Source organism: Bradyrhizobium sp. 613_E4_N2_2 (assembly GCF_052075995.1).
Classification (GTDB): domain Bacteria; phylum Pseudomonadota; class Alphaproteobacteria; order Rhizobiales; family Xanthobacteraceae; genus Bradyrhizobium; species Bradyrhizobium barranii.
Map to the genome: position 1 here is coordinate 4,067,483 of NZ_CP197234.1, position 13,136 is coordinate 4,080,618.

Annotated in this window: 12 protein-coding genes; 4 read left to right on the forward strand and 8 right to left on the reverse strand. The window is 63.5% G+C overall.

Annotation, left to right across the window (positions count from 1 at the left end; translation table 11 throughout):
• Window positions 1-43: 43 nt before the first annotated feature.
• The 5 genes from AB7290_RS19390 to AB7290_RS19410 are packed head-to-tail and all read right to left on the reverse strand — an operon-like array spanning window position 44 to window position 6,135.
• On the reverse strand, window positions 44-949 hold the full coding sequence (locus AB7290_RS19390) for an HpcH/HpaI aldolase/citrate lyase family protein (RefSeq protein ID WP_014494995.1): 906 nt from the start codon (window positions 947-949) through the stop codon (window positions 44-46).
• Window positions 946-2,208 (reverse strand): CaiB/BaiF CoA transferase family protein, encoded by a 1,263-nt coding sequence (locus tag AB7290_RS19395; protein ID WP_085404604.1) that lies wholly within the window; start codon window positions 2,206-2,208, stop codon window positions 946-948. The genes AB7290_RS19390 and AB7290_RS19395 overlap by 4 nt, the downstream gene beginning before the upstream one ends.
• On the reverse strand, window positions 2,192-3,295 hold the full coding sequence (locus AB7290_RS19400; RefSeq protein WP_085404605.1) for an ABC transporter ATP-binding protein: 1,104 nt from the start codon (window positions 3,293-3,295) through the stop codon (window positions 2,192-2,194). Before AB7290_RS19400 ends, AB7290_RS19395 begins: the two co-directional genes overlap by 17 nt.
• Window positions 3,288-5,027 carry an ABC transporter permease gene (locus AB7290_RS19405; protein WP_085404606.1) on the reverse strand — a complete coding sequence of 580 codons (1,740 nt, stop codon included), beginning with the start codon at window positions 5,025-5,027 and terminating at the stop codon, window positions 3,288-3,290. The genes AB7290_RS19400 and AB7290_RS19405 overlap by 8 nt, the downstream gene beginning before the upstream one ends.
• Complete coding sequence (locus tag AB7290_RS19410; RefSeq protein WP_245344247.1) at window positions 5,017-6,135, reverse strand: ABC transporter substrate-binding protein; 1,119 nt, start codon at window positions 6,133-6,135, stop codon at window positions 5,017-5,019. The genes AB7290_RS19405 and AB7290_RS19410 overlap by 11 nt, the downstream gene beginning before the upstream one ends.
• Window positions 6,136-6,237: 102 nt before the next feature.
• Between AB7290_RS19410 and AB7290_RS19415 the strand changes: the two genes are divergently transcribed.
• Window positions 6,238-6,912: a GntR family transcriptional regulator gene (locus tag AB7290_RS19415; protein WP_208071202.1), complete on the forward strand. Its 675-nt coding sequence runs from the start codon at window positions 6,238-6,240 to the stop codon at window positions 6,910-6,912.
• A 63-nt stretch (window positions 6,913-6,975) separates the two neighbouring features.
• Here the strand turns inward: AB7290_RS19415 and AB7290_RS19420 are convergent, their stop codons facing one another.
• The 3 genes from AB7290_RS19420 to AB7290_RS19430 all read right to left on the reverse strand — a co-directional run bounded on the left by AB7290_RS19420 (window position 6,976) and on the right by AB7290_RS19430 (window position 9,356).
• Window positions 6,976-7,773: a substrate-binding domain-containing protein gene (locus AB7290_RS19420; protein ID WP_085404609.1), complete on the reverse strand. Its 798-nt coding sequence runs from the start codon at window positions 7,771-7,773 to the stop codon at window positions 6,976-6,978.
• A gap of 16 nt (window positions 7,774-7,789) precedes the next feature.
• Window positions 7,790-8,266, reverse strand: a complete 477-nt coding sequence (gene queF, locus AB7290_RS19425; RefSeq protein WP_085404610.1) for a preQ(1) synthase — start codon at window positions 8,264-8,266, stop codon at window positions 7,790-7,792.
• Window positions 8,267-8,378: 112 nt separating this feature from the next.
• Window positions 8,379-9,356, reverse strand: coding sequence for a Vgb family protein (locus AB7290_RS19430; protein ID WP_085404611.1), 978 nt, complete (start codon window positions 9,354-9,356; stop codon window positions 8,379-8,381).
• A gap of 174 nt (window positions 9,357-9,530) precedes the next feature.
• Here AB7290_RS19430 and eno point away from each other — a divergent pair, with 174 nt between their 5' ends.
• The 3 genes from eno to AB7290_RS19445 all read left to right on the forward strand — a co-directional run bounded on the left by eno (window position 9,531) and on the right by AB7290_RS19445 (window position 13,094).
• Entirely contained in the window at window positions 9,531-10,814 is a 1,284-nt protein-coding gene (eno, locus tag AB7290_RS19435; protein WP_085404746.1) for a phosphopyruvate hydratase, read from the forward strand.
• Between the two features lie 34 nt (window positions 10,815-10,848).
• The gene (locus AB7290_RS19440; RefSeq protein WP_085404612.1) at window positions 10,849-11,988 is read left to right on the forward strand and encodes a zinc-binding dehydrogenase; all 1,140 of its coding nucleotides are present in this window, start codon (window positions 10,849-10,851) and stop codon (window positions 11,986-11,988) included.
• Window positions 11,989-12,098: 110 nt separating this feature from the next.
• Entirely contained in the window at window positions 12,099-13,094 is a 996-nt protein-coding gene (locus tag AB7290_RS19445; protein ID WP_085404613.1) for an MBL fold metallo-hydrolase, read from the forward strand.
• Window positions 13,095-13,136 lie beyond the last annotated feature (42 nt).

A 13,136-nucleotide genomic window follows, 5' to 3' on the forward strand; every position in this document is an offset into this window, starting at 1 on the left:
GGCCCCCAGAGACGGCGCTTCGCGCCGCGCTGGGGTGGCACAATCAACGAGGGCGATGCGCGCGGGCGGCGATTGCTTGCGCGCGTTCGAGCAGCGCTTCGGCGCGCTGCACGATCGGAATATCAATCATCTTGCCGTCGATGGCGAAGGATGCGCGGCCCTCGGCAGCCGCCTGCTTGTTGAGCGCAACGACGCGCTCGGCGTCCGCCACCTCCTTGGCGGAGGGGCTGAAACCCTCGTTCAGGATCGGCACCAGCGACGGATGGATACAGGCAGAGCCCACGAAGCCAAAGTCCGCAGAGCGCCTGACGATCCTTGTGTATCCTTCCAGATCGGAGAAATCGGCGACTGAGCCGATGGTGCCGAGCGGCATGATGCCGGCGGCGCGGGCTGCCTGCACGACCTGTTGCTTCGGCATCAACAGGGTTTCTTCCGTCGGCTTGGCGCCGATGGCGGTGGCATAATCTTCCGCACCCAGTGAAATGCCGGCCAGCCGCGGGATCGATCGCGCGATCTCGTGAGCCCTGGAGAGAGGACCGGGCGCCTCGATCAGGCCGACAAACCAGATCTTGCCGATGGGCAATCCGCGCTCGATCTCCAGTCTGGTCACCATCTCGTCGAGCAGGCGCAGATGCTCGGCGCCTTCGACCTTGGTGATCTTGATCGCGTCCACGCCGGCGATGACAGCCGCTTCCAGATCGGGCACCGCCAATTCGAGCGGCTGGTTGATCCGCACCATGACATCGGAACTTCCGGTGTCGCGAAAGCGCTTCACGATGCCCGGGATCAGCTTTCGAGCGTTGGCCTTTTCAGCCAGCGGCACGCTGTCCTCGAGATCGATGATCAGCGCGTCCGCGCCGCGCTCGACGGCCTTGACCACGAACCGCTCGACGTTCGCGGGTACGAACAGCGCAGAGCGCCAGACGGGGAATTTTCGTTCAACTGTCATGTGCTGGTTTCCTTCACAACGCCCGAGGCGAGGGCGGCATCGATGTCGTCAGGGCTGAGGCCGGCTTCGGCCAGGATGGTGCGACTGTGCTGACCGAGGCGTGGCGCAGGCGTCCGGATGCTTCCGGGCGTCTCGGACAGGCGTACCGGGACGGCGTGCATCGGGAACGTTCCCATGTCCTCGTCGGGATAGTCGGCCAGCAGTCCCCGGGCCTGCACGTGGCGATCGTTCATCAAGCGGACGGTGTCGTTGACCGGACCGATCGTGACCTCGGCCGCCTCGAAGAAGGCGACGTTGTCGTCGACCGTTCGTGTCGCGATGAAATCGCCGATGATCTTGTCGAGTTCGGCGACATGGACGAGCCTCTGCTCGTTGGTCTTGAACTTTGGATCCTCGCAGAGTTCCGGGCGGCCGATCGAACGCAGCACCCGCATCGCCATGCCTTGCGTGGATGCCGACAGGCAAACCCAGCCGCCATCGAGCGTGCGGTAGACATTGCGCGGTACCGAGCCGCTCGAGCGGCTCCCGCTGCGCGGTTTGACCACGCCGGTCAAACGGTAATTTGCCGCTTGAGGCCCGAGCGAGTTGACGATCGGGTCGAGCAGCGGCAGGTCGATCACCTGTCCCTTTCCGCCGTTGATCTCGACTTCCCGCAGCGCCGCCATGGCTGCGAACGCTCCGGTGAGACCGGACAGGGCATCGGCCAGATACATAGGCGGCAATACCGGCTCTCGATCGGGGAAGCCGTTCATCTCGGCGAAACCCGAAAAGCCTTCCACCAATGTCCCGAAGCCGGGCCGGCGATGATAGGGGCCGGTCTGCCCCCATCCCGATATGCGAACGATCACAAGCTTGGGCTCCAGCCGCAGCAGTTCCTCCGGCGAGAGCCCCATCTGCTCGAGCGTGCCGGGACGGAAACTCTCGACTAGCATCGCGGCGCCGGGAATCATCTTGCGGATCAGCGGCACCGCTTCGTCGTGACGGAATTCCAGGCAGATGCTGCGCTTGTTGCGCGAATGGATCTTCCAGTTGGTTTCGACACCCTTGGTGCGCCAGCCGCGCAGCGTATCGCCTTCGCGCGGCTCGACCTTGATGACGTCGGCGCCGAAGTCGGCGAGATGCTGGGTGAGCAGATTGCCTGCGACCAGCCTCGAGAGGTCGATGACGCGGAGCCCTGTCAGCGGGCCGCGGACACCGGGGGTGTAGTCGGCCTGATGCAGTCCGCTTTCGGGAGAGGTGGCGTCAGTGGGATTTACCATGGTTCCGTTCTGTAAACAGGATGCCGCCGGTGACAGGCAGCCACAGGCGCAACTGGCGGTCAGTCGTTGCCTCCTGGGTTTCGATGCGGATCTGATTTCCGCCGACGCTCAATCCGATTTGCCATCGGCCGCCAACATAGGAATGGCTGACCACGTCGGCTTCGACGATCGAACCTCCGATCGCCTGATCGTTGGCCGCCGTCAGGCGCATCTGCTCGGGGCGATAGGCAAACGTGACCTTGTCGCCGATGGATGGACGTTTGTCGGACTTGATCAGAACGCGCTGACCATCGGCGAGACTGACCAGTGTCTGTCCATCGCCGTCGGGCGCCCCGACCACGTCGCCGTTCAGGAAATTGGTCGTTCCGATGAAGTCGGCGACGAAACTGTCTGCCGGCCGCGTGTAGATCTCTTGGGGCGAGCCGATCTGGCTGATGCGGCCGCCATTCATGACCACGATGCGGTCGGACAGTGCCAGCGCTTCGACCTGGTCGTGCGTCACGTAGATCGTCGTCAGGCCGAGGCGCGTGCGCAGTTCGGCAAGCCAGGTCCGGGCGCGATCGCGCAGCTTTGCGTCGAGATTCGACAGGGGCTCGTCGAGCAGGAGGATTTCGGGCTGGTAGACCAACGTTCGCGCGAGCGCGACCCGCTGCTGCTGGCCGCCCGAGAGCTGATGCGGATAGCGGTCCTGAAAGCGCTCCATCTCGACGAGAGCGAGACTCTCCTCGACGCGGCGCTTGCAGTCGGCGGTCGATACCTTGCGCAGCTTGAGCGGAAACACGACGTTGTCATAGACCGTCATGTGCGGCCACAAAGCGTAGCTCTGGAACACGAGCCCGCAATGGCGCGCTTCCGGCGGCAGGAAGATTCCCTTTTCTCCGTCGAAATAGGTCTTGTTGCCGACGCGGATGCGTCCGCTCGTCGGTTGATCCAGTCCGGCAATGGCGCCGAGCGTTGTTGACTTGCCGCACCCTGACGGCCCCAGCAGCGTGACGAACTCGCCATCGGCAACGTGGATGTTGACGTCGTCGATCGCTTTGACCGGTCCGTACCGCTTGTGCAGGTTCTCGATCAGCAACTCAGCCATAAAGCTTCACTCCGAGAAAAGCGCGCGCCGCCGTGACACAGACGCCGATGACCAGGATCTGGATCGTCGCCAGCGCGGACACCAGACCGACCTCGCCCTGCGTCCATGCCTGGAGCAGCGTGGTCCCGATCACTTCGCTGCCGGGAGCGAACAGGAAGATCGCTGTCGTGTATTCCTTGAAGAACGTGATGAAGAGGATGATGAAGCAGGCAACGAGTGCCGGCCGCAACAAAGGCAAAACGATGCGCCGGCTCGTCGTCCACCAGTCCGCGCCCTGCGTACGGGCGGCGCGATCGAAATCCGGGCTCATCTGCAACAACATCGGAGCAACGGCACCGAGCCCCACAGGAATGAAGTGCATCGTGAAGGCGGCAACCAGAATCCAGATCGTGTTTCGGAGGCCGCCCAAGCCGGGCACGAGCGCAAACGCATAGAAGAAACCGATGCCGGCGACGACGCCGGGCACGGCACGGGGAAACAGTGCGACGTAGTGTAGCGCGCCACGCCAGCGGAAGTCGGACCGCAGCACGATGATGGCGATCAGGGCGACCATCGCAGTGGCGACGACGCCACCGACCGAACTGACGATCAGCGAGTTCCAGATCGAACGCGGGTAGACCGGGTATTCGAGTATGTTGGCGAAGTTGCCGAGCGTCAGCACCTCGCTGATCGGCACCATCGGCGACAGCAGGCTCGTGAAGGCGCGCAGCAGCAGCGCGCCGATCGGCATCACGACAGTTGCGGTGATGTAGATCGCCGAGACGATGCAAAGCGGCCAGCGCAGGTTGTTCAGGCGGAAAGGGCGCGGTCGCGTGGCCTTGCCGCCGAGCGTGACGAAGCGCCTTGTATTGCCGAGCAGGCGTCCTTGTAGCCACACCAACACGCAGACGACGGCAAGCATCAGCACGGCAGCCGTTGCCACCAGCCCGTGATCGGGGCGGGCCGACGCCACGCCGTTGTTGTAGAGGAACGTGGTCAGCACAGTGATGCCGGCGGGATCTCCGAACACCAGCGGAATCGCGAGGAGTTCCAGTCCCACAGTGAAGTTCAGCACGGCACTATAGGCGATCGCCGGCATGAGGAGCGGCAGCGTGATCCGCCACAAGGTCCTCAAGGTGCCGGCGCCGGTCACGCGCGCGGCTTCCTCCAAAGTCGGGTCGGTGATCGAGGCCGACGACATGCAGTAGATGTAGGCGACCGGTGCTTGCGAGACGCCTGCGATCATCGCCATGCCTGGCAGCGAGTAGAGATTCCAGGGCGCGCCGTCGAAGATCGACTGAACCAGAAGCGTGAGGTAGCCGGCCGGTCCGTAGATCGTGTACCAGCCGAACGACAGTACCAGCGCCGAGAGATAGATCGGCCACAGGAAGAGCTCGCCGAACAACCGGGCAAACGGCATGTCGGTGCGGCCGAACAGCACCGCCGCCAGCGTGCCCAGCGTCTGCGAAATCACGGTGGTGAGGGTGGCGAACACGAACGTGTTCCAGATGACGAGCGCGAAGCCGTCGGTGCGAAGCAGGCGCCCGAAATTGCCCAGCGTCAGTTGCTGGCCGGAATCGTAGAGCGCACGATCCAGGAAAGATTGATAGAGAACGGGCAGGAGAGGCGCTGCGATCAGGACAATTGTCAGCAGCGCCATGCCATACTGGATGACGGTATCGCGGCCGGGCAGCGGCTTCGGCAAGGCGTCCGCGGCCGATGACCCCAGTGCGCTGCTTGCGTCAAGCGACATTGAAGGTCTTTTTCCAGCGCGCGAGGAAGCTGTCGTAGTCCCGCACCGCGTCCCGATCGTAGCCGATGTAGCAGATGTTCTGCTCGCCGACGGCTTCCACGATCGACGAGTAGGTGTGGCGGATTCCGTCGCCCGGCTTCACACCGGGGCGTGCCGGCGTCAGGCCGCCCCGTCCGAATGCGCGCTGACCGTCCTCCGAGACGACGTAGTCGAGCATCAGTTTTGCTGCGTTGACGTTCTTCGATCCCTTCGGAATCGCGATGCCACGCAGCACGACCGGCTGACCGTCTCCGATGAAGCTCCAGCCGAGGATCTTTGCCCGCGCCGGATCGTTCAGGCGCGGCCAGAAGGTGATGGCCGAAACGAAGAAGCCCATGGTGTATTCGCCGGAGGTGACCTTCTCGGTCATTGGGCCGCCGGAGCGCTCGAATCGGGGCGAGAGCTTTGCAAGTTGGGCGAACCAGTCCCAGGCCTTTTCGCCGTGCTGCTTCACGAACGCATAGCTGATGCCGTAGCCGAAAGTTGTTTGATGCACGCCGTAGCTGGTGATGCGGTTGCGCCAGGTCTTCTCGTTTGCGACCGCAAGCTCGACGAACTCGGCAAGTGTCTTGGGACGCTTGCCGTCGGCCACCAGCGTGTTGTTCCAGATCAGCGCCATGGGGTCGGACGAGACGGTGTAGACGCCGGGAAACGGCTTTGACCAATCCGGCCAGGCCTTCGCTTCAGGCGATAGGTAGTCGAGGACTTCACCGCGCTCCTGGAAATCGATCCATCCGCCCGGATCGGCCGTCGCGATGAGGTCGCAGGTGCGGCTGTTGGTGCTCCGCTCGGCCAGATATCGCTCGAAGCTCTCGCGGGAGGCGGGGAGATCCAGGGTCTCGACCTTGATCTTCGGGTAGAGCTTGTTGAAGCCCTCGATCACGGGACGCCAGTTTTCCGGCGACATAATCGAGTAAATGAGGAGGCTGCCCTCGTTATGGGCGTCGTCGATGATCTTCTGATAGTTCTCGGGATACCCGTTCGGCGCCGCCTGGGCCGTGCCCCGGAGCCCCATCGTGGCGCCGAGAACCGACATCACCATTAAGCTTCTACGATCGATGCCGGACATCTACTGTTCCTCCCGTCGTCGCGATTTGTTATGTACATTTATTGGCGCCAATTTGTGCGCAATAGTTGCGGTGAGTCAAGCGCTCCAAAAAGGGAAGCAGCCATGAAAGTACGGAAGGAGCAGAAGAGGCTGTTGGCGGCGGAAATCGGTGCCGCCATCCTGCAAGGCGACTACCGGCCAGGCGAATGGTTGCGCCAGATCGACCTGGAAGAAGCCTTCGCTGCCAAACGGTTTGACGTCCGGAGTGCGCTGACCCAGCTTGCCGCAAGCGGGATGGTGACGCATGTCGAAAATCGCGGATACCGGGTCGCGCAACCCGACTTGAACGTCGTTCGCGAGATATTGGCGATCCGCACGCTGCTCGAAGTTGAAGCGGCAAGGCAGGCGCTACCGAATATCGGCCCCGACGAACTCAAGAAGATCAAGCAGGCTCAGCAAATCTTCGAAGATGCTGTGGCGCGCGGCAGCAAGGCGGATCAGGCAAATACCAACGCAGCCTTTCACGACGAGATCTATCGCCATGCAGCGAACCAATCGCTCGCCAGCCTCATCGTGGAAATCAGAAATCGCGCCAGACCAGGGCCGATTGCTTTGTGGCCTTCGAACGCCGAGCTGCAGAGAAGTGCTGCACACCATGTCGAGATCGTCGATGCGATCGAGTCTCGCGATCTCGCCGCGCTCGTTGCAGCAGTGCGACGACACATCGTCGAATCCGGCGCCAACTATCCGGCGCGCGATCTCGGTCCGGTCAAGAAGGCCTCGGCAGCCTCCGATTGACCAGGAGTGGCGAAGCCCCTCTGTTGAGGGCGTGTCAGGAGTAGCGCACGGAGTAGGCCTGCCTCAATTCGCGCCCCCAGCCGGGATCGGCTCCATGCCGCTTGCGATGATCACGTCGCGGGCGGCGGGGGAGGCGAGGAACTTGATCAAGGCACGGCCGGCTTCGGGCTCCTTCGAACCGGCCGCGATCCCGGCCGAGAAGATCGTGATCTCCTGCAATTCGTTCGGCAGCGGTCCGACGATGTCGATGCCGTGCACGGGCTTCAGCTCGCTGATCTGCTGGAAGCCGAGCTCGGCCTCGCCGTGCGCGACGATCTCGCCGACCGGCGTTGCCGGAATCTTTCGTGCCTTGTCCTTCATGACATCGGCGATGCCGAGCTTGTCAAACATCTCGGTCGAGACATAGACGCCGCTGGCGCTATCGGAATAGGCGATCGTTTTCGCCGCCAGCAGCGCGCGCTTGACGGCCTCCACCGAGCTGATGTCCGGCTTCGACGCACCCGATTTCACGGCAACGCCGATCGGAGATCTGGTGAGGTCGACCTGGCTGCCGGCCACGACCTTGCCCTTGCCGGTGAGGTCGGTGAGGGCATAGCCCACCATGATCAGGACATCGGCGGGTTCGCCGCGCTCCAGCCGGACCGGGATCGCATTGGTGGTCGTCCCCATCGACGGCCCATATTCCGTCAGCACTTTGTTGCCGGTGGCCTTCTCGAATTCCGGCACGAGCGCCTTGTAGGCAGCCGTCAATCCGCCCGAGATCATCACATGGACCTCGGCAGCTTCGGCCACGCCGGTCAGCCACAGGACGGTTAGAACGCCGAAGGCAATGTTGCGGAATGTTGCTGATATCGATGTCATCGTCATTCGTCTCCAACTAACCCCGTCCGCGATACGGCACGACGCCTTGCTCTGGCACCCACAATCCCTTCGGCACGCGGCCGGTCTGCCAGAACACGTCGATCGGGATACCGCCGCGCGGATACCAGTAACCGCCGATGCGCAAGAACTTCGGCTTGATCTCGCTCGCGATGCGCTTGCCGATCATGACGGTGCAATCCTCGTGGAATGCGCCGTGATTGCGGAAGCTCGCGATGTAGAGCTTGAGCGACTTCGACTCCAGCAGCCAAGGGCCGGGTGCGTAGTCGATCATCAGATGCGCGAAATCCGGTTGTCCCGTGACCGGGCACAGCGAGGTGAATTCCGGCACGGTGAAGCGCACCAGATAGTCCGTGCCCTTTTGCGGATTGGGCACGCGGTCGAGCTGGGCTTCTTCCGGTGTGTGCGGCCATTCGACCGCACGGCCGAGCTGGAGGGATTTCTTCGCCATCGTCGTCACATCCTGTTCGAGCATGATCCGGAAAAGTGGGCACCGGTTTTCCGAAAGATCATGCTCAACTAAAAAACCGGAGCGCGATAAGATCGCGCTCCAGAGGATGCCGGGATGGACGCAAATGTCGCCGTCGTCAACCAGCCGCGATCGTCTGGATCATGACGATCCGGTCGTTGCCGGACTCGCAGCCCCACAGCTCGCCCGGGCGGCCGTCGAGCTGGCGCACATTGGCATTGGCCATGTCGCTGGCGAAAACGTTGAACCGCTCGGTCGTGGGATCGAAGCGGACGATGGCATTGGCGGAGAAATCGGTCAGCCAGACCTTGTCCTTGTCGTCGACATAGACGGCATAGGTGCGAGGGCGATCGCCCGGCAGCTTCCAGGTTTTCCAGGAGTCCTTGGCGGGATCGTGCACCGAGACGCGACCGCTGTTCCACTCGCTGACCCAGATCCGGCTTTGCGAATCTGACCAGACCCGCCGCGACCCCTGGCTCGGCGTCGGCGGCTCGACAATGGCGGCATTGCCGGTCGCAAGATCAATCTTCGCGATATGGCTGCCGGCCAGCGAGGCGTACCAGACCTCACCCTTGGGCGTCACCGCGATGCCGTAGGGGCCAACACCCCTGGGCGCCCTGAACACGTCCATCTCGCCCGATCTCGGCTTGAGCCGGCCGTAATAGCCGGACTGGCCGGTGAACCAGTAGGTGCCTTCCTTGTCGAACACGCCGGTGTTGAGATTGGCGGAGGCGAACTTTTCGGGCAGGCGGAACAGCGTGACCTTGAGATCGCCGGGATCGACCCGGGCGATCGCGTTCTGGCCGCCCTCGGTGATCCAGGGGGCACCGTCGGGGCCGATCGTCACGCCGTGCGGTGCGGCGCCCTGGCCGAGGCTGACTGTCTTGAAACTGCCATCCCGGGGGTCGAGCCTACCCAGCATGCCCTTGCCCTGCGCCGTGAACCAGACCGTGCCGTCGCGAGCGGGGGCGAGGTCGTGCAGGCCGATGCCGGCGCTGATGGGGAAATATTTTGTCCGGAACAGGCCTTCCTGCGCAAAACTTGGGCGGACGGCGAGGAGGGCGGCGCTCGAGGCAAGAAACTGGCGGCGGTTCATGGCGTTACCCCGACTGTTTCAGATTGAGGTTGGACGCGCAGAGCAGGCGACTTCAAGGATAGTCCGAGCCCGCTCACGCGTCAGTCGAAGCACGCCGTCCAAGCGTTCACATTTGCTTGCGGCCCGTGTAAGACCCCCGGCACCGATCAGCCCTAACGAACGGAAGTGCACATCATGACCGCCATCATCGACATCATCGGCCGCGAAATTCTCGACAGCCGTGGCAATCCCACCGTCGAGGTCGACGTCGTGCTGGAAGATGGTGCGCTCGGCCGTGCCGCGGTGCCGTCGGGCGCCTCCACCGGCGCCCATGAGGCGGTGGAACTGCGCGATGGCGACAAGGCCCGCTATCTCGGCAAAGGCGTCACCAAGGCCGTCGGCGCCGTCAATGGCGAGATCTTCGAGGCCCTGAGCGGCCTTGATGCGGAGCAGCAGGCCCAGATCGACCAGATCATGATCGACCTCGACGGCACGCCGAACAAGAGCCGGCTGGGCGCCAACGCCATCCTCGGCGTCTCGCTCGCCTGCGCCAAGGCTGCCGCGAACTCGCTCGACATGCCGCTCTATCGTTACGTCGGCGGCACCTCGGCGCGTCTGTTGCCGGTGCCCATGATGAACATCATCAATGGCGGCGTGCATGCCGACAATCCGATCGACTTCCAGGAGTTCATGATCCTTCCCGTCGGCGCGTCGTCCTTCGCCGAGGGCCTGCGCTACGGCGCGGAGGTGTTCCACACCCTGAAGTCGGAATTGAAGAAGGCCGGCCACAACACCAATGTCGGCGACGAGGGCGGTTTCGCCCCGAACCTGCCGTCGGCGGACGCCGCGCTCGAGTTCGTCATGAACGCGATCGGCAAGGCCGGCTACAAGGCCGGAACCGACATCGTGATCGGCCTCGACTGCGCCTCGACCGAGTTCTTCAAGGACGGCAAATACGTCTATGAAGGCGAGGGCAAGACCCGCTCGATCTCCGAGCAGGCCAAGTACCTCGCAGACCTGGTGTCGCGCTATCCGATCGTGACCATCGAGGACGGCATGTCGGAAGACGACATGGACGGCTGGAAGGAGCTCACCGACCTCATCGGCAAGAAGTGCCAGCTGGTCGGCGACGATCTCTTCGTCACCAACGTCAAGCGCCTGGCCGAAGGCATCAAGGCCGGCCGCGCCAATTCGATCCTGATCAAGGTCAACCAGATCGGTACGCTGACCGAGACGCTCGCTGCCGTCGAGATGGCGCACAAGGCCGGCTATACCTCGGTGATGTCGCACCGCTCCGGCGAGACCGAGGATTCCACCATCGCCGACCTCGCGGTCGCCACCAATTGCGGTCAGATCAAGACCGGCTCCCTTGCGCGTTCCGACCGCACCGCCAAATACAATCAGCTCCTGCGCATCGAGCAACAGCTCGGCAAGCAGGCGCTTTACGGCGGCAAGGCGGCATTGAAGGCGCTGGCATAAGCCGGCGCTCCAGCTAGGACAGGGGAGGATCGACATGAGCGACGGCAAGACCGGACTGCAACTGCGTTCGCTGATCAAGAAGAGCGGTGAACTGGAAATCTCGCTCGTCGACGTGCCGACTCCCGAGCCCGCCGCGGACGAGGTCGTCGTCCGCGTCGAGGCGGCGCCGATCAACCCGTCCGACCTCGGCCTTCTCGTCGGCGCGGCCGATATGAGCACGGCGAAGGCGTCCGGCAGCAAGGACGCTCCCGTCATCACCGCGAAGGTGCCGGAGGGCGCGATGCGGGCGATGGCCGGCCGGCTCGACGAAGCCATGCCGGTTGGTAACGAAGGCGCGGGCGTCGTCATCAAGACCGGCTCGTCCGATGCCGCGAAGGCATTGATGGGCAAGACCGTCGCGATGATCGGCGGAGCGATGTACGCGCAGTACCGCACGCTGAAAGTGCGCGAGTGCCTGCCGCTGCCGGCGGGCACCACGCCGGCCGAAGGCGCCTCCTGCTTCGTCAATCCGCTCACGGCGCTCGGCATGACCGAGACCATGCGGCGCGAGGGGCACAAGGCGCTGGTGCACACCGCGGCCGCCTCCAATCTCGGCCAGATGCTGAACAAGATCTGCATCAAGGACGGCATTCCGCTGGTCAACATCGTGCGCAGCAAGGAGCAGGCCGACATCCTGCACAAGATCGGCGCCAAATACGTCGTCGACTCCACCGCACCGAGCTTCCTCGGCGATCTCACCAATGCGCTGGTCGAGACCGGCGCCACCATCGCCTTCGATGCCATCGGCGGCGGCAAGCTGGCCGGCGACATCCTCAACTGCATGGAAGCCGCGATCAACAAGACCGCTAAGGAATACAGCCGCTACGGCTCCAACGTGCACAAGCAGGTCTACGTCTACGGCGCACTCGACATCCGCCCGATCGAGTTGCCGCGCGGCTTCGGTATGGCCTGGGGCGTCGGCGGCTGGCTGCTGTTTCCGTTCCTGATGAAGATCGGGCAGGCGGACGGAGCCAGGCTGCGCCAGCGCGTCGTCGACGAATTGAAGACGACCTTCGCCAGCCACTACACCAAGGTGGTATCGCTTCAGGAGGCGCTCGATCCCGCCAACATCGCGGTCTACGCCAAACGGGCCACCGGCGAAAAATTCCTCATCAACCCAAATAAATCTTCGTGATGTGCCACGGCACACCATCCAAAGAAGGACTTGCCTTCTGAGCGAAGCGCGGGAACATTTGCGCCGCAATTGAAAGCGGGGCAACCGCAAGCAAAGAAGGGGACACTTCCATGACTGATCTGAATCGCCGCGACCTGCTCGCGGGCGCTGTCGCTATGGGCGCGGCGGCCGTAACCGGACTTGGACCGACCACTGCCAGTGCCTCGGTGCCGCCAAGCGGGGCGCAGGCGCCCGGCTTCTATCGCTACAAGGTCGGCAGCTACGAGTGCACCTCGATCAACGACGGGGCGCGCACCTTCCCGATGCCGGACAAGTTCGTGGTCAACCTGCCGAAGGAGGAAGCGCTGGCCGCGGGCGAGGCGGCGTACATGCCGAAGGGCATGGTCACGGTACCGTTCAATCCGCAGCTCATCAACACCGGCTCCAAGCTGGTCCTGATCGACACCGGCAACGGCGTTGCCAATCTCGAGCCGAGCAAGGGCGCGGTCGGCCGTACGCTGCAGAACCTCGCCGCTGCCGGCGTCGACCCGAAGCACATCGACGTCGTGCTGCTGTCGCATCTCCATCCTGATCACACCAACGGCATTCGTCTCGCCGACGGCGCGCTCGCGTTCCCGAATGCGGAGATCATGGTGCCGGCGAAGGATTGGGAGTTCTGGGCGAGCGACGAGAACGCGGCCAAGGCTCCGAACGACATGACGAAGAACTACTTCGCCAACGTGAAGAAGACCTTTGCCGGCCTCGAATCCAAAGTCACGAAATACGAGTGGGGCAAGGAGGTCGCCCCGGGCATCACCTCGATCGCGACGCCCGGCCACACGCCGGGTCATACCTCGTTCGCGGTGGCCTCTGGCGACAAGAAGGTGCTGATCCAATCTGACGTCACCAACATTCCGGAGTTCTTCCTGCGCAATCCGGACTGGCACGTGGCGTTCGACAACGATCCGGCACTGGCGCAGGCCACCCGCCACAAATTCTACGACATGGCGGCAGCCGAGAAGGCGACCGTGATCGGATTCCACTTCACCTTCCCCTCGGTGGGGCATGTCGAGAAGGACGGCGCGAAATACCGCCTGATCCCGTCGGCCTGGAATCCGACGATCTGAACCGAGCCAGGGGTTTGCGAGAAACATCAGGCCGCCTTCGGG